This window comes from Comamonas testosteroni ATCC 11996, assembly GCF_000241525.1.
GTDB classification, from domain to species: Bacteria; Pseudomonadota; Gammaproteobacteria; order Burkholderiales; family Burkholderiaceae_C; genus Comamonas; species Comamonas testosteroni.
In genome coordinates this window covers 68,209-83,260 of sequence record NZ_AHIL01000029.1, presented here as the reverse complement: position 1 = coordinate 83,260, position 15,052 = coordinate 68,209, and the positions used below count along the sequence as shown (strand labels likewise).

The window sequence follows — 15,052 nt, the reverse complement described above, 5'->3', positions numbered from 1 at the left end:
GGCAGCTGCCGCAATGAATGCAAGGCCCGGCTCACGGGCCTTGTTTCAATACAGACAAGACTGGCCAGATACTTATGAACGTTGATGTAAAGATTCTCGATGCGCGCCTGCGCGACAACCTGCCCGCCTACGCCACTGCCGGCAGCGCCGGCCTGGACCTGCGCGCCTGCATCGATGCCCCCGTGACGCTGGAGCCCGGCCAGTGGCAGCTGATCCCCACCGGCATGGCCATGCACCTCAAGGATCCCAATTACGCGGCGCTCATCTTGCCGCGCTCGGGCATGGGCCACAAGCACGGCATCGTGCTGGGCAATCTGGTCGGCCTGATCGACTCCGACTACCAGGGCCAGCTCATGGTCAGCGCCTGGAACCGTTCGCAGACCGCCTTCACGCTGCAGCCCATGGACCGTCTGGCCCAGCTGGTCATCGTGCCCGTGGTGCAGGCACAGTTCAATCTGGTGGATGACTTTGCCGACGCCAGCGAGCGTGGCGAAGGCGGCTACGGCTCCACCGGCAAGCAGTAAGCCTGTCCAAAGGCCTGTACCTCGCGCCCCATGAGTCGCCAGAGCCGTCAGAGCCGCCGTCGCTCTGCCTCCTGGACCCAGGTGCAGCTGGGCCGCGACCAGCATATGCGGCGGCGCCTGCAAAAACGCCACTGGCTGCATCTGCATGCCGCTTTGACCGGCGGCCTGAGTCTGGCTGCCATGTCCCTGATCAGTCTGTGCCTGCTGCATGCCGGTGTGCACAGCATGGGGCTGCGCTATGGGCTGGCGCTGGCCTGCGGCTATCTGCTTTATCTGTTGCTGGTGCGCCTGTGGGCCGGCTGCATGCTGCGCCGCGACTGGGATACGGGCGATGCCGGGTCCGATGTCCCCGGCTCCAGTGGCAAATCAGGCGGTGCCGATACTGCGAATACTGCGGGCCTTGAAAGCGGGCAGGGAGGCTCCTACGGCGGCGGCGGTGCGGGCGGTCACTGGGACGATGGTGCGGCCGTGCCTGATATCGCGCCTGCGTCATCGGGCCTGAAGCTGCCCGATGTCGATGTGTCGGGGCTGGACGGACTCGACGAAGGCGCCGTGGTGCTCGTGCCGGTACTGCTGGTGTTTGCCGTCCTGCTGGTGGCGGTCACGGGCATGGGCTCGCTGGTGTGGCTGGTGTTCGGTGCCGATCTGTTTCTGACCGTGGCGGTAGAGGTGGCGTTTGCGCTGCTGATGACCCGAACCCTCTATGTGGTGGAGCGCGAAGGCTGGCTGCTGGCAGCCTTGCGCATCAGCTGGAAGCCCGTGCTGGGCGCCCTGGTCGCGGCCGTGGCGCTGGGGCTGCTCGCCGATTGGCTGTTTCCCCAGACCGATACCCTGGCGCAGGTGCTGCGCAGTCTTTGATCGACTTCAGTCCTGGTGCCTGGCGCCAGGCAGTTGCAGTTGCATGCGCAGCCCGCCCAGCGGCGACGGCAGCGCCTGGATGCTGCCGCCATAGGTCTGAACCAGATCGCGCACGATGTCCAGGCCCAGGCCGGCGCCGGGTCGCTGTTCGTCAAGCCGCTCGCCGCGCGCAAAGATGCGCTCGCGCAACTCGGGTGCAATGCCCGGGCCATCGTCGTCTATGCATAGCGTCAGGCGCTGGCTGTCCTCGCTTGCCGGCTGAACCTTGAGCACAACCTTCGACCTGGCCCATTTGCCGGCGTTGTCCAGCAGATTGCCCAGCATCTCCATCAGGTCCTGGGAGTCACCCTTGAAGTCCCATTGGGTGGCATCCCCCTGCAGCTCAAAGCGTATGCTGCGCGCCGCATGCAGCTTGTCCATGGTGTGCACCAGGGAGTGCAGCGGGCCGGCCAGCGCGGTGCGCAGGCCATGACCCTGCTGCGCCGCTGCTGCGGCGGCACGGGCACGGGCCAGGTGATATTCGACCTGGCGGCTGGCACTGGCGACCTGCTCGCGCACCAGGGTCGCCAGCGGGCTGTCCTGCTGCGCCGCCGCGTTGCCCATGATGCTCAGCGGGGTGTTGACTGCATGGGCCAGATTGCCCGCCTGGGTGCGGGCCCGCTCCACCATCTCGGCATTCATGCGCAGCACATGGTTGAACTCCTGAACCAGGGGCATGATTTCTGCCGGGTGTTCCCCCCTGATTTCAGAAGCTTCGCCCTGGCTCACGGAGGCCAGCTGACGGCGCAGGGCGGCCAGCGGAGCCAGTGCCAGCTGCAGCTGCACGACCACGGCGGCGATCAGCCCCGCTGCTAGCATGCACAGCGCGGCCACCAGCATCTTGGTAAAGCGCTGCAGCGGCGTGGCCAGCATGGCCGCGTCGGCAGCAATCATCAGGCGCAGCGGCGGGGCATCGGCCTCGGGCAGCTGTACGGTACGCGTCACGATCACCAGGGTGTTGCCATTGCCGTCCGACATATGGCCGTAGCTTGCCGGTGCATGCAGGGGCAGTGTGGGCTCCCAGACCTTGTCGGCCTTGAAGAAAGGCCAGTCCAGGGTCTGATCCCAGAGCGAGCGCGAACGCTGGATGCCGGCCTGCACGGTCTGTTGGCCGGCAGCGTCAAGCTGGTCCACCTGCCAGTACATGCCCGACAGCGGCTGCTGCAGCAAGGGGTCGCCGGAGAAGGGGGAGACCGTGACCGGGACGGCCTGATCGGGCTGGTAGTTGACGGCGCCGCTGAGGCGGTCGAGCTTGGCCACCAGTTGGCCGCGTAGTTGCTGAGTCAGATGCTCGGCAAACAGCGTGCGCAGGCCCCATCCCGTGAGCAGCAGTGCTGCCAGCACCCATATCAGGGCGCCGGCCAGCAGTCGCAGGCGCAGCGAGTTCTTCCAGGAGCCCGCGCTCAGCGGTGGCGGCTGCTGGGTCATGGGGGAGTTCAGGGTGTGCTCGGACATAGGCTTTATTCTTGGTTGGATGGCGCAACCAGGCGATAGCCCAGGCCGCGCACGGTTTCGATCGAGCCTGCAGGCAGTTTTTTCCGCAGCCGCCCGACAAAGACCTCGATGGTGTTGGAGTCGCGGTCGCTGTCCTGCGGATAGATATGCTCGGACAGCTCGGTGCGCGAGACCACGGCGCCCATGCGCTGCATCAGCATGGTCAGTACCTTGAATTCATGGCTGGTCAGCGTCAGCGCCTGACCTTCGACGGTGACACGGGCCTGGCGCGAGTCCAGGGTGATGGAGCCGCATTGCCACAGCGCGCTGGCATGCGGGCTCAGACGTCGCAGCAGGGCGCGCAGACGCGCCAGCAACTCTTCCATGTGGAAGGGTTTGGCCAGATAGTCGTCGGCTCCGGCATCCATGCCCGCGACTTTTTCATGCCAGGCGGCTCTGGCGGTAAGGATCAGCACCGGCATGGTGCGGCCCTGAGCGCGCCAGGCGCGCAGCACGCTCAGCCCGTCGCGCATCGGCAGGCCCAGGTCCAGCACCGCGGCGTCGAAGCTCTCCACCTCGCCCAGGTATTGCGCCGTCTCGCCATCGGCGGCCGTTTCCACGGTGTGGCCGGCCTGCAGCAGGGCCTGATGCAACTGCTCACGCAGCGTGGGTTCGTCTTCAATCAGCAGAATTCGCATGCTCTACAGCCTTCCTGAGTGCCGGGATTCACTTCTTGCGCTTCATGCTGATGAGGCTGCCGTTGCTGGCATCGATCTCCAGCTTGACCACCTTGCCATCGCTTTGCAGCAGCCGGATCTCGTAGACAAAGCGGCCGTCCTCGCGGTCGAACTCCACCTTGATGACCTGGCCCTGGTATTGCTGCTCGACCTGATCCAGAACGGTGCGCAGCGGCAGCACCTGCCCCTGGCGCAAGGCCTGGCGGGCGAGTTCGTGATCGTTGTCGCCGGCATCCGAGGTGGCGGGCCACAGGCTCAGCGCGGCAAAGCCTGCCGTTGCCAGCAGCATGGCCAGCACGGCATGAAGGGCGCGCCGGCGTGGGCGGTGCGCAGATTGCGGGTCATTCGAAGCGTTGAAAAAAGACATGGCGAGCGGGCTGGAGTGGGAGGTGATGAGGTCTGGTTGCGTGCTGCAGCCAAGGTTATAGGCCTGCATCGATGAATGAAAGCTGAATGGCGGCTTCAGAAACGGTTCAGAAGGGAAGGCGAACAATTGGCTGCAACCCGTAACAGAGCACCTCTCGCCCGGCGGGCCGTCTTCTTGTACCCATCGTTCACCAACCGACCTCAGGAGTTTTCATGTCTCGTCTCCAAACCCCCGTCTTTGCTATGTCCGCTCGCGCCCTGTCGCTATACCGGTCCATGCAGCGCGGCGGCGGCATTGCCCTGCTTGGGGGCGCCGCGCTGCTGTCCGCGGGCACCTGCCTGGCCGCAGAAAACTCCCTGGCGGACCGTGCCTCGGCCTCGGTGGCCGCCGTGCGCGGCATGGCGCTCGGGCCTACCCTGTCCATCCGCGATGTCTGCGACCGGCTGGAGAAGGCCGGCTATCGCGAATTTCAGGAAGTGGAATGGGACGACGGCCTCTACAAGGTCAAGGCCACGGCCAGCGATGGGCGCTTTGTGAAGCTCTATGTCGACGGCCGCAGCGGCGAAGTACTGCGCGTACGCACCAAAGGCTGAGATTGCTATATGTTTGATAGCTTCCAGCGCTTTGTGATGGCGGTTTCAAATGATATCTGTATCGAAAATGAGTGCTGGACAGGGCAAGGCGCTATGGTTTGAAGAGTTGTAAACGGCTGTGCTTTGCTCAAAGTATTGTGAGCAAATGTGAAACCTGTCGTCCTGGCGAGCCGGTGCTGCGTTGCAATGGAAAGGCAGACCGAGCAAGGTTTGCAGAGCAACTCATAACAGGGACTGCGGCGCATGGAATGTGCATGCGCCAATCAGGAGATTTCCATGCAAATCAATCAACGCTGGGGCCGGTTGGCCATGGTGAGCGCAATCGTTGCGGCTCTGTCGGCCTGCGCGGCCTATCCCCAGGGTGGCTACCAGAGCGGCGGCTACCAGGGAGGCTACTCCCAGGGTGCTTATTCGGGCTCTGGCTACCCTGGCAGCACACAGGCCTACCCCGTGGGCAACAACCAGGTCCAGACCTATCCCGCCAATAACTGCGGCTACAACAACCCCAACTGCTACTCGCAGCAGCCCCAGCAATACGCCCAGCAGGGCCGTGTGATGAATATCGAGACCGTGCGCGTGCAGGACGGCAGCGGCATTGGCGCGGGCGGCGCGATTGCCGGTGGCGTGATCGGCGGCGTGCTGGGCAACCAGGTGGGCAAGGGCTCCGGCCGTACGCTGGCAACCATCGCCGGTGTGGCTGCAGGCGCTTTCGCCGGCAACGCCGTGCAAAACAACATGGGCGGCGGCAGCGTGCGCGATATCTACCGCGTCACCGTGCAGCTGCAGGACGGCAGCGTGCGTGCTCTGGACTACCAGCAGCCTCCGCAGCTGAGCATCGGCGAATACGTGCGTGTGGAAGGCAACCAGATCTTCCGTCGCTGAGCAGACAAGCGCGCATGACAAAAGGGACTCCGAGGAGTCCCTTTTTATTTCTTTGCCTGAAGCGATGAGTAATGCTTGAACCTGTGGCGCAGCGTCACTCAGTGACAGCAAGCAGAGCCTGGGCGGCCCCGCCGCCTCGCAGCGAAGCTGTCGTCCCTCATTGGGGGAAGGCGCAAAGCGCCTCAGGCGGTGTCAATGCAGTGTTTCATTGCCCGGGGCCATGGGCTCGATACGGAAAAAACCCGTACCGGCCGTGCCGCGACCGATTTCTTCCTCGGTAGCCTCGCGCACGGCTTCGATCTTGAGGTGCAGGCGGATGGCGATTCCGGCCAGCGGGTGGTTGCCGTCCAGCACCACGTGCTCGGGATAGATTTCCGTGACCGTGTAGAGCAGATCGGCAGGTACGGGGTTGGTGCCCTTGGGCATGGCGCTGCTCTCGAAGCTCATGCCTTCCTCGATCTCTTCGGGAAACAGCTCGCGCTTTTCCAGAAAGATCAGGCTCTCGTCATAGTCGCCGAATGCCTCTTCGGGCTCCAGGTGCAGGTCCAGCGTGGTGCCTACGCCGTGGCCTTGCAGAGCCTCTTCGATGCGCTTGAACAGGTCATCGCCGCCGACGAGAAATTCCACGGGCTCGTCCAGCACGTCCAGCTCCTCGCCCAGGGTGTCTTTCAGTGTCCAGGTCAGGGCGACCACGCATTGTTGGGTAACTTCCATGGTGTGTGTATGCAGTTGGTGGGCCGCGGGCCAGTCCCGCAGCCGAAATTGAAACGCCGCCACGACCGTGGCGCAATGGCAGGCATTGTCCCACGCGCTGCCCGGAACTGCAGCACAGGCCTTTTGTTACACCCTGCAAAAAGCACTTGCACGGCCTTCACATTGGCGCTCTTGCAGGCCTGCATACTGACCCCATCTCTGCTGTAAGTAATTTGCGGGATTAAAGGAAGGCACCATGACCTCTCAGGAACAACAACTGCTGCAAGACCTGTGCGCCAGGCTGACGCTGACCCAGGGCCAGCCCAAGGACGCGCAGGCCGATGCCGAGCTGCGCCGTGGATTGAGCAATGCGCCCGATGCGGTCTACTGGCTGGCCCAGCGCACCTTGATGCTGGAGCAAGCCATTGAGCAGGCCCAGCAGCAGATCGGCGAGCTGCAGCAGCAGGTGAAGCAGGCGCAGCAAAGCCAGAGCCAGGGCGCAGGCAGCTTTCTCTCGGGAGGCCTGGGCACGCACTTCGGTCGCGCTCCCGAGCGTTATGCCGAGGACGGCGGCTACGCTGCCAGTGCCCAGCCACCCTATCAGCCTCAGAACCAGCCCCAGTATCAGCCGCAAGCCGCGCCTCAGCCCTCCAGCTGGCGCGACCGTTTCTTTGGCGGTGGCTCGGCGCCGCGCGCTGCAGCGCCGCAGGCCTACGGCCAGCCAGCTGCCCCGACTGGCAGCAGCTTCCTGGGCAATGCCGCAGCGGCTGCGGCCGGCGTGGCGGGCGGCATGTTTCTGTTCAACGGACTGGAGAATCTGATGGGCGGCCATCACGCTAGCTCGGGCAGCCAGAGCGGGGGCAGCGAAAGCAAGTCGCTGGCGCAGGACAGCAGCAGCCAGGGCCTGCATGGCGACAGCGGCAATACCGCCAGCCTTGCCAACGACGCGGGCCTTGGCAGCATAGACAACTCAGCCAGCTTTGACAGCGGCAGTTGGGACGATGGCGGTGGCTTCTTTGACGATGACTTTGCCTGATTACATGCTTTGAGATTTTTGAGGCTCAAGCCCTTTTCCATCAAACGCTAGCAGCTATGGATTAGATAGTGAGAAGGAAAAAAGAAAGCCACCTGGCGTTTTCAAATCAGGTGGCTTTTTTAATTTCAGTAGCGATGGGCGCGAGCTTTAACTAGGGCGCGACCTAAGTGTGGGACAGCAAGCAAGCGCCGCCGCGCAGCAAAGCTGTCGTCCCCCTCTGCGTAGCAGAGAGGGGGAAGCGGCGGGGCCGCCTAGGCAAAGCCGCTCAGGGGGTCTTTAGAACGGATAGTGGCGTTCTGCGGTCTGCATGGTCACCCAGCGGGTTTCGGTAAAGGCATTGATGCCCTGCTGGCCCCCGAAATGGCCATAGCCCGAGGCCTTGACGCCACCAAACGGCATCTGGGCTTCGTCATGCACCGTGGGGCCGTTGATGTGGCAGATGCCGGCCTCGATGCGTGCCGCCACACGCCAGCCGCGGGCCGTGTCCCGGGTGAAGACTGCGGAGGACAGACCGAACTCGTTGTCATTGGCCGTGGCAATGGCTTCTTCCTCGCCGTTCACGCGCACGATGCCTTTGACCGGGCCAAAGGTCTCCTCGTGGAATATGCGCATCGCCGGCGTCACATGGTCGATCAGCGTGGCGGGCATCAGCGTGCTCTCGGCCTTGCCGCCGCAGACGATTTTTGCGCCCTTGGCCAGCGCGTCGTCGATCATGGCATTGCAGCGCTCCACCGTAGCCAGATCGACGACCGAGCCCAGCACCACGGGGCCCTTGCGCGGGTCGCCCAGCGGCAGGCTGCTGGCCTTGGCGGCAAACTTGGCGATGAACTCGTCGGCCACCTTGTTATCCACCACAAAGCGCTCGGTAGACATGCAGATCTGGCCCGAGTTGGCAAACGCGCCAAAGGTGGCGGCGTTCACGGCCGCATCGATATCGGCATCGTCGAGCACCAGGAAGGGGGCCTTGCCGCCAAGCTCCAGCAGCGCAGGCTTCAAGTGCCTGGCGCAGGTCTGGCCGATGATGCGGCCCACCTTGGTGGAGCCGGTAAAGCTCACGCGGCGCACGGCCGGGTGGGCCACGATGGCTTCGACCACGCTGCCCGCATCGGCGGGCGCATTGGTCACAAAGTTCACCACGCCGGCGGGCAGGCCTGCGTCCTGCAGTGCCTCGATGATCAGGCCGTGGGTGGCGGGGCAGAGTTCCGAGCCCTTGAGAATCACGGTGTTGCCGCAGGCCAGGGCCGTGGAGATGCTGCGCACGGCCAGGATCACGGGAGCATTCCAGGGCGCGATACCGAGTACCACGCCGGCGGGCTGGCGCACGGCCATGGCCACGCTGCCGGGTACGTCGGAGGGAATGATCTCGCCATTGATCTGCGTGGTCAGCGAAGCCGCCTCCAGCAGCATGCTGGCGGCCAGATGCACGTTGAAGCCGGCCCAGATGCCCGAGGCGCCGGTCTCGGCAGCCATGGCCGCAGCAATCGCTTCGCCCTTGGCTTCCAGTGCCTGCGAGGCCTTCATCAGCATGGCGCGGCGGGCGTTCGGCCCCAGTTGCGACCAGGCGGGGAAGGCGGCTGCAGCAGCGTCGCAGGCGCGAATCGCATCCTCGGTCGTGGCTGCCGGGGCGCGTGTGGCGACGGATCCATCCAGCGGATTCTTGCGCTCAAACGTTGCGCCATTGCCGGCTGCACATTCCTGGCCGGCGATCAGCATTTTTTGTTCGATCATTTTTCATCTCCTTTTTGACGTGAAAGCAGTCATCAAAGCTGCCTGTTGTTCATATCGTTGAAATTAGACGCGGCCCGGCACAGAGGTGTCGAGCAAGGGCCTAGGCGGCCCCGCCGCCCCGCAGCGATGGGCTGCCCCAGCGATGGCACCGTCCCCCTCCGGGGGAAGCGGCGAAGCCGCTCAGGGGGAGTCATCTCAATGTTCGCCGCCCAAGTAGGCGCGTCTGACAGCAGCACTGCTGCTAAGTTCTTGTGCCGAGCCTTCGCCCACGATGCGCCCGGTTTCCAGCAAGTAGCCACGGTCGGCAATGGCCAGGCTTTGGCGCGCGTTCTGCTCCACCAGCAGCACGCCCATGCCCAGTGTCTTGATGCGCGCCAGGGCTGCGAACAGCTCTTTGCACATCAGCGGCGACAGGCCCAGCGAAGGCTCGTCCAGCAGCAGGATGTCGGGCTGGCTCATGAGAGCGCGGCCCACGGCCACCATCTGCTGCTCGCCGCCGCTCATGGTGCGAACGACTTGCGGCAGGCGATCACGCAGCTTGGGAAAGAGGGCGAAGACCTGCTCCAGATTCCGGGCCTCGTTGGCGCGTGCGCGCCGGGGCTGTGCACCCAGCAGCAGGTTTTCCTTGACGCTGAGATCGCCGAACACACCGCGCCCCTCGGGCACCAGGGCCAGGCCCGATTGCACGATGGCATGCGGCGGCAGCTGCATCAGCTCCTGCCCGGCCAGTTGCGCGCTGGCACCGGCCTGCGGCGTGACCATGCCGCCCAGCGCCTTGAGCAGGCTGGACTTGCCCGCTCCGTTGGCGCCCAGCATGACGACCAGCTCGCCGGGCTGCACCTGGAGGCTGACCTGGTGCAGCGCCTCATGCTTGCCGTAGCTCACCGAGATATTGCGCACTTCAAGCATGGCTTGCCTCCGCCGACCGGTCTTCATCTGCACTCACTTCTTCCCCCAGATAGGCGCGCACCACCTCGGGCTCCTTGAGCACCAGGGCCGTGGGGCCGTCGGCTATTTTTGTGCCCGCGTTCATCACCACGCAGCGGCTGCACAGCGCGTGCACGGCGTCCATCACATGTTCGACCATGAGAATCGTCAGCCCCGTGGCCTGCAGCTGCCGGATCAGTGCAATGCCCTGCTGCAGCTCCGTGGGGTTCAGGCCTGCCAGCCATTCGTCGAGCAGCAGGATCTGCGGCTCCAGCGCCAGCGCGCGGGCCAGCTCCAGGCGCTTCTGGTTGATATAGGTGAGCTCGCCTGCGGGAGTATTCGCAAATTCGGCCAGACCCACCTGCTCCAGCAGTTGCAGGGCACGCGCAGCGGCAGGTTTGCCAAACAGTGGCCTCGGCTTGAAGGCCATGCCGGCAATGACGTTGTCGGTGCAGGTCATGGAGCCCAGCACCTTGACCAGCTGGAAGGTGCGCGCCACGCCCAGGCGGGCGATCTGGTGGCTTTTGAGCGGGTGGATGGGCTTGCCGTTGAATACGATCTCGCCGCCGTTGACGGGCAGGGCGCCCGAGATCAGGTTCATTGCCGTGGTCTTGCCCGAGCCATTGGGGCCGAGCAGACCCACGACCTCGCCCGGGTAGACATCAAAGCTCAGTTCGTTGACGGCCACCAGGCCGCCGAAGCGCTTGGTGGCGCCGCGCACGGAAAGCAGGGTGGCGGTCTTCATGGCTGGCCTCCCTTTTTGTGGAACAACTTGGCCAGCACGCCCGACAGGCCCTGGGGAATGAAGTACACGATCACGATGAACACCAGGCCCAGCAGAATCGAGAAATGGTTGGGGAAGTTGGCACCCAGGTACTCGAACAGCAGCACCAGCGGCACGGCCCCCAGGATCGGGCCGAACAGCGCGCCGGCACCACCGAGCAAGGCCATGATCAGCGTCTGGAACGAGACGGCGGGAGCAAAGGCAATGCTGGGGTCGATATAGGTCCAGCGCGGAGCCATGATGGCGCCGGTGACGGTGATGAACACGGCGCTGACGGCGAACAGCAGCAGCTTGGCCGTGGTGGTGTTGATGCCCACATGGGTGGCCACGGTCTCGTCCTCGCCGATCACGCGCAGCGCCAGACCCAGGCGCGAGCGGTTGATGAGGGCGCGCAGCGCCAGCACCAGGGCCAGCATGGCCAGCAGCTGCCAGTAGATATCGAGCTGGGTGATCTCCACGAAAACATAGCGGCCCAGATCTTTGGTGATGTTGACTTCCCACCAGGTGACGAGCTGCTTGACCAGCTCGGCCAGGCCGAAGCTGAAGATCACAAAGTACACGCCCGACAGCCGCAGCGTGGACAGCCCCACGATCAAGGCCATGACCAGGCCCACGCCGGCCGCAATCCCCAGCACGGCGCCCCAGGGCAGGGACTCGCCGAACACGGCGGTGACATAGGCGCCCATGCCGAAGAAGGCGACGGTGGCCAGCGAGATATAGCGCGTCGGTCCAGAGAACAGCGCCCAGGCCGTGGCCAGCACGCAGTACATCAGGATGCTGATCATGAGCGAGAGGTAGTACTCGTCCGTCAGCCAGCGCGGCAGCAGGGCCAGGCTCAGCAGGGCGGCGGCGCTGACGGCCCAGATCAGAATTTCTTTGCGGCTCATCGTGCAGTCCTCCCGAACAAACCGGTGGGCTTGAACAGCAGCACCAGCAGGAACACCGCGTAATTGACGGCCAGCGTCAGGCCGGGGTCGACAAAGGAGGCGACCAGCGTTTCGGCAAAGCCCAGAAGCATGCCGGCGACCAGGCAGCCCATGAGATTGCCCACGCCGCCCATGATGACGACGATCAGCGCCTTCATGGCAAACATGGTGCCCATGCCGGCCGAGAAGGGCAGAAACATGCTGACCAGCACGCCACAGATCGCCACCAGCGCACCGCCCAGACCATAGGCCAGTGCCGCCGTGCTGCGCACATTGATGCCGACCAGATGTGCGAACTGCGGTGCCACGGACACGGCGCGCACTACGGCGCCGGCGCGGGTGCGCGTCAGCAGCAGGTACAGGCCGCCGCCCAGCACGACCGCAAAGCCCAGCACCAGCAGACGGTTGGCCGCGACCTTGCTGCCCAGGATCTCCACGGGTTCGGACAGATAGCTGTAGCTGTGATAGTCGCCGCCGAACATCACCAGCATGACGCCCTGGACGACGAAAAGCATGCCAAAGGTGGCCAGAATCGAATCCACCTCCAGCGCCGGTCCGCCCTTGGCGCGGCGCACCAGCGGCGTCAGCAGCAGCTGATAGATCAGCCACTGGATGGCAAAGCCCAGCGGCACCACCAGCAGCACCAGAAGCAGCGGTGAAATACCCCAGCTGCTGACCGCAAAAAAGGCCAGGAAGGCCGGTGCAATCAGAAACTCCCCATACGAGAGATTCATGATGCGCGCCACGCCATACTGCAGCGTCAGCCCCATGGCCACCAGGCCATAGAGCCCGCCCAGCATGGCGCCAGCGAGAAGGATGTCTATTAAATTCATAGCGTATACCGCTGGTGATTCATTGTTCTTGTTATGAAATCAATGCAAAGTGCTTGGAGGACAAGCGTGAGCAGCTCTTGTTTTGATTCTTATAGAAGCTGGACGAAATCTTTGAATAGGCATGACTCAAGCGAGAAACATCGAGCAAGGGCCTAGGCGGCCCCGCCGCCCCGCAGCGAAGGTGTTGTCCCCCTCCCATAGCGCGAAGCGCGTAGAGAGAGGGGGAAGGCGCGTAGCGCCTCAGGGGGAGCTGCGGGGGATAACCGCAGGCTTAACCCCCGCCCGGTTCGTCGGCGCAATCGCATTGAACTCGCCGTTCTGCCACTGGCCCACATGCCAGAGCTTGGTCAGCATCTGGCCTTCGAGTTTGACGGGGCCGAGCACGGTCTCGAAGCTGCCGCTCTTGAGCTCCTGGGTTACGGCGGCGCGGTCGATCTTGCCCACACGCTCGATGGCCTGCTGCAGCATCTGCAGCGAGGTGTAGACGATGGGGCTGGCAAAGCGGTCCGATTCCTGGCCGGTCACCTCCTTGAAGCGCTTCAGATAGGCCTGCATCTGCGGGTTGCCGGCATCGATGCCGCCCGGCGCCATCACGCCTTCAGCCGCTGCGCCGAACTTGCCCTTGAACATGGGGAATTGCGTTCCCACACCGGTGAACAGCACCTTGGAAGTCAGGCCCAGCGTCCTGGCCTGCTCGTTGATCAGCATGGTGTCGGGCGGGTAGGAGTAGGCCACGAAGGTGTCGGCACCCTTGCCCTTGGCCTCGTTGATGATGGGCGTCATGTCCTGCGTGCCGATCGGATAGCTCTTGTCGTAGACCAGCTCGAAGCCATGCTGCTTGGCGGCCTTGCGCGTGGCATTGGCCAGCTCCACGCCAAAGCCGTCGGCGATGTTGATCATGGCGATCTTGTTGTTGATCTTGCCGTCCTTCTTGGCCTTTTCCAGCATGGCGACCAGGCCCTCGGCATATTCGCCGCCCGTGCCCAGGAAGAAGAAGGCATGCTTCCAGCGCTTGGCCAGATCCGGGGCCTTGTCGGTCACCGAGGTGGCGGCCAGCAGCGGGTATTTGTGCTTTTCGTAGGTCGGCCCCACAGCCAGGTTTGAGCCCGTGCCCCAGGGCGGCAGCACGAAGTCGACCTTGTCCTGGGTGATCAGGCGCTCGGTGGCGCGCACGGCCTCTTCGGTGCTGGAGCGGTCGTCGTATTCGATGACCTCGATGGGCACGCGCTTGTTGTAGGTCTTGAGCATGATGCCGCCGGCGTCGTTGATCTCCTTGACCCAGAGCTTGTAGTTGGGCGCCGTGGTCACGGAGGTGCCGCCCGCGTTGACCCCGGTCTTGGCAATGGCCCAGCCGATGCGGATGGACTTTGGCGCTTCCTGGGCCAGGGCCTGGCCGCACAGACCGGCCAGGGCGGTGGCTGCGACCAGACTCTTGAGAACAAAACGCTTGTCGGCGAATGTCATGCTTGTCTCCTTTTTGATGGACGGGTGTCCGGGTTCTTCGGCCATCGTAGGAAATCGCGGCGCAAGGGGCTTGTCTGGGCGTGCACTGCGTCTTGTCTGTGCATGCAAGTGTCTGTGGGTAAACACTGATTTCCCTGCGAGGTGCCGGTTTTGCCCGGCTCCGGGTCTGGGTCGCTATGGATAATGAAGCATCCTGTTACTTCTTCAGGAGCCCAGATGCGGCCAGACATTCCTGCCTACCAAGTGACCGAGAAGATGACCGAGATGCAAGGCGCTCAAGCCGTGGGCGCCTGGCAGCACTGGATGTCCACGCTCTATGGACTGGAGAGCGATGTCTATGGCGACCAGCATTTCTCGGCGCGACTGGGCACCTTCGAGCTGGGACCTGTGGGCATGACCCGGATCGAGGCCAGCCGCCATCGCGTGCGACGCACTTCGGCCAGCATGGCGCGCCGCAGCACCGACTTTCTCAAGATCGTGGCCCCCTGGCATGGCGAGGCCCGCGTCTGCCAGAACGGGCGCGAAGCCGTGGCGCGCAGCGGCCAGTGGCTGATCTACGACACCACGCAGGAGTACGAGGTGCTCAACCCCGAGTGGTGCGAGCATCTGATCATCACCTTGCCCAAAAGCCGTTTCGAAGACCATGGCCGCGCCATCGATGCCCTCATGGGACGCTATGTGGGCGGCGGCGAAGGCGTGTCCCGCATTGCGCTGGACATGATGCGCGGCACCTTTGCCGAATGCCGGGCCATGGGCCAGGGACTGGCCCAGCATGTGACGGATTCGCTGCTGCAGCTGATCCAGCTGTCCCTGCTCGATGCCTGCGGCCGTGCGGCCTCGCTGAGCGCCAGCGAGCTGCTGCTGGGCCGCATCAAGGCCTATGTGCGCCAGCACCTGCGCGATCCGGCCCTGAGCGTCGATGCCGTGGCCGCAGCGCTCAACTGCAGCAAGCGGCATCTCTACAACGCCTTTGCCGATGAGCGGCTGTCCATCAGCCAGCATATCTGGGCCGAGCGCGTGGCCCTGTTCCAGCGCGAACTGCTCAGTCCTGCCAATCGCCACTGCACCTTGACGGAGCTGGCACTGGCCAGCGGCTTTGCCAGCGGCGCGCATCTGAGCCGCCTGTTCAAGCAGCACACGGGGCAGACGCCCGCGCAGTTCAGGGCAGGCATGTTTGGCTCCAAATTGCTCAATTAAGAGTTAAACAAGCCTAAAGTCCAGATACTA

Annotated in this window: 16 protein-coding genes; 6 read left to right on the top strand and 10 right to left on the bottom strand. The window is 64.1% G+C overall.

From position 1 onward, the window contains the following. Positions 1-74 precede the first annotated feature (74 nt). Positions 75-524, top strand: a complete 450-nt coding sequence (gene dut, locus CTATCC11996_RS11885) for a dUTP diphosphatase (RefSeq protein WP_003076370.1) — start codon at positions 75-77, stop codon at positions 522-524. Positions 525-554: 30 nt separating this feature from the next. Next, on the top strand, positions 555-1,382 hold the full coding sequence (locus tag CTATCC11996_RS11880; protein ID WP_003076368.1) for a hypothetical protein: 828 nt from the start codon (positions 555-557) through the stop codon (positions 1,380-1,382). A 6-nt stretch (positions 1,383-1,388) separates the two neighbouring features. Here CTATCC11996_RS11880 and CTATCC11996_RS11875 read toward each other — a convergent pair whose 3' ends face one another. The 3 genes from CTATCC11996_RS11875 to CTATCC11996_RS11865 are packed head-to-tail and all read right to left on the bottom strand — an operon-like array spanning position 1,389 to position 3,890. Further along, positions 1,389-2,876, bottom strand: coding sequence for a sensor histidine kinase (locus CTATCC11996_RS11875; RefSeq protein ID WP_003076366.1), 1,488 nt, complete (start codon positions 2,874-2,876; stop codon positions 1,389-1,391). Between the two features lie 5 nt (positions 2,877-2,881). After that, on the bottom strand, positions 2,882-3,553 hold the full coding sequence (locus tag CTATCC11996_RS11870) for a response regulator transcription factor (protein ID WP_003076364.1): 672 nt from the start codon (positions 3,551-3,553) through the stop codon (positions 2,882-2,884). Between the two features lie 28 nt (positions 3,554-3,581). Continuing rightward, positions 3,582-3,890 carry a PepSY domain-containing protein gene (locus CTATCC11996_RS11865; protein WP_003057703.1) on the bottom strand — a complete coding sequence of 103 codons (309 nt, stop codon included), beginning with the start codon at positions 3,888-3,890 and terminating at the stop codon, positions 3,582-3,584. A gap of 281 nt (positions 3,891-4,171) precedes the next feature. Between CTATCC11996_RS11865 and CTATCC11996_RS11860 the strand changes: the two genes are divergently transcribed. Further along, complete coding sequence (locus CTATCC11996_RS11860; RefSeq protein WP_034348926.1) at positions 4,172-4,552, top strand: PepSY domain-containing protein; 381 nt, start codon at positions 4,172-4,174, stop codon at positions 4,550-4,552. A 276-nt stretch (positions 4,553-4,828) separates the two neighbouring features. Beyond that, positions 4,829-5,434, top strand: coding sequence for a glycine zipper 2TM domain-containing protein (locus CTATCC11996_RS11855; protein WP_034349051.1), 606 nt, complete (start codon positions 4,829-4,831; stop codon positions 5,432-5,434). A gap of 192 nt (positions 5,435-5,626) precedes the next feature. Here the strand turns inward: CTATCC11996_RS11855 and CTATCC11996_RS11850 are convergent, their stop codons facing one another. Beyond that, on the bottom strand, positions 5,627-6,148 hold the full coding sequence (locus CTATCC11996_RS11850; protein ID WP_003076357.1) for an FKBP-type peptidyl-prolyl cis-trans isomerase: 522 nt from the start codon (positions 6,146-6,148) through the stop codon (positions 5,627-5,629). A 235-nt stretch (positions 6,149-6,383) separates the two neighbouring features. Here CTATCC11996_RS11850 and CTATCC11996_RS11845 point away from each other — a divergent pair, with 235 nt between their 5' ends. Continuing rightward, positions 6,384-7,163, top strand: a complete 780-nt coding sequence (locus CTATCC11996_RS11845; RefSeq protein WP_003076356.1) for a DUF2076 domain-containing protein — start codon at positions 6,384-6,386, stop codon at positions 7,161-7,163. Positions 7,164-7,439: 276 nt separating this feature from the next. On the opposite strand, the gene CTATCC11996_RS11840 is transcribed toward CTATCC11996_RS11845, so the two are convergent. The 6 genes from CTATCC11996_RS11840 to CTATCC11996_RS11815 form a co-directional block, all read right to left on the bottom strand. Continuing rightward, a complete protein-coding gene (locus CTATCC11996_RS11840; RefSeq protein WP_003076354.1) occupies positions 7,440-8,891 on the bottom strand; it encodes an aldehyde dehydrogenase in 1,452 nt (483 codons plus the stop codon). A 195-nt stretch (positions 8,892-9,086) separates the two neighbouring features. After that, a complete protein-coding gene (locus CTATCC11996_RS11835) occupies positions 9,087-9,800 on the bottom strand; it encodes an ABC transporter ATP-binding protein (RefSeq protein WP_003076352.1) in 714 nt (237 codons plus the stop codon). After that, positions 9,793-10,563 carry an ABC transporter ATP-binding protein gene (locus tag CTATCC11996_RS11830; RefSeq protein WP_003076350.1) on the bottom strand — a complete coding sequence of 257 codons (771 nt, stop codon included), beginning with the start codon at positions 10,561-10,563 and terminating at the stop codon, positions 9,793-9,795. The genes CTATCC11996_RS11835 and CTATCC11996_RS11830 overlap by 8 nt, the downstream gene beginning before the upstream one ends. After that, positions 10,560-11,489: a branched-chain amino acid ABC transporter permease gene (locus CTATCC11996_RS11825; protein ID WP_003076348.1), complete on the bottom strand. Its 930-nt coding sequence runs from the start codon at positions 11,487-11,489 to the stop codon at positions 10,560-10,562. The genes CTATCC11996_RS11830 and CTATCC11996_RS11825 overlap by 4 nt, the downstream gene beginning before the upstream one ends. Next, positions 11,486-12,361, bottom strand: a complete 876-nt coding sequence (locus CTATCC11996_RS11820) for a branched-chain amino acid ABC transporter permease (RefSeq protein WP_034348923.1) — start codon at positions 12,359-12,361, stop codon at positions 11,486-11,488. The genes CTATCC11996_RS11825 and CTATCC11996_RS11820 overlap by 4 nt, the downstream gene beginning before the upstream one ends. A 240-nt stretch (positions 12,362-12,601) precedes the next feature. Further along, the gene (locus tag CTATCC11996_RS11815) at positions 12,602-13,825 is read right to left on the bottom strand and encodes an amino acid ABC transporter substrate-binding protein (protein ID WP_003076344.1); all 1,224 of its coding nucleotides are present in this window, start codon (positions 13,823-13,825) and stop codon (positions 12,602-12,604) included. A 216-nt stretch (positions 13,826-14,041) separates the two neighbouring features. On the opposite strand from CTATCC11996_RS11815, the gene CTATCC11996_RS11810 reads away from it, so the two are divergent. Further along, the gene (locus tag CTATCC11996_RS11810) at positions 14,042-15,022 is read left to right on the top strand and encodes an AraC family transcriptional regulator (protein ID WP_003076342.1); all 981 of its coding nucleotides are present in this window, start codon (positions 14,042-14,044) and stop codon (positions 15,020-15,022) included. The last annotated feature ends 30 nt before the right edge of the window (positions 15,023-15,052 follow it).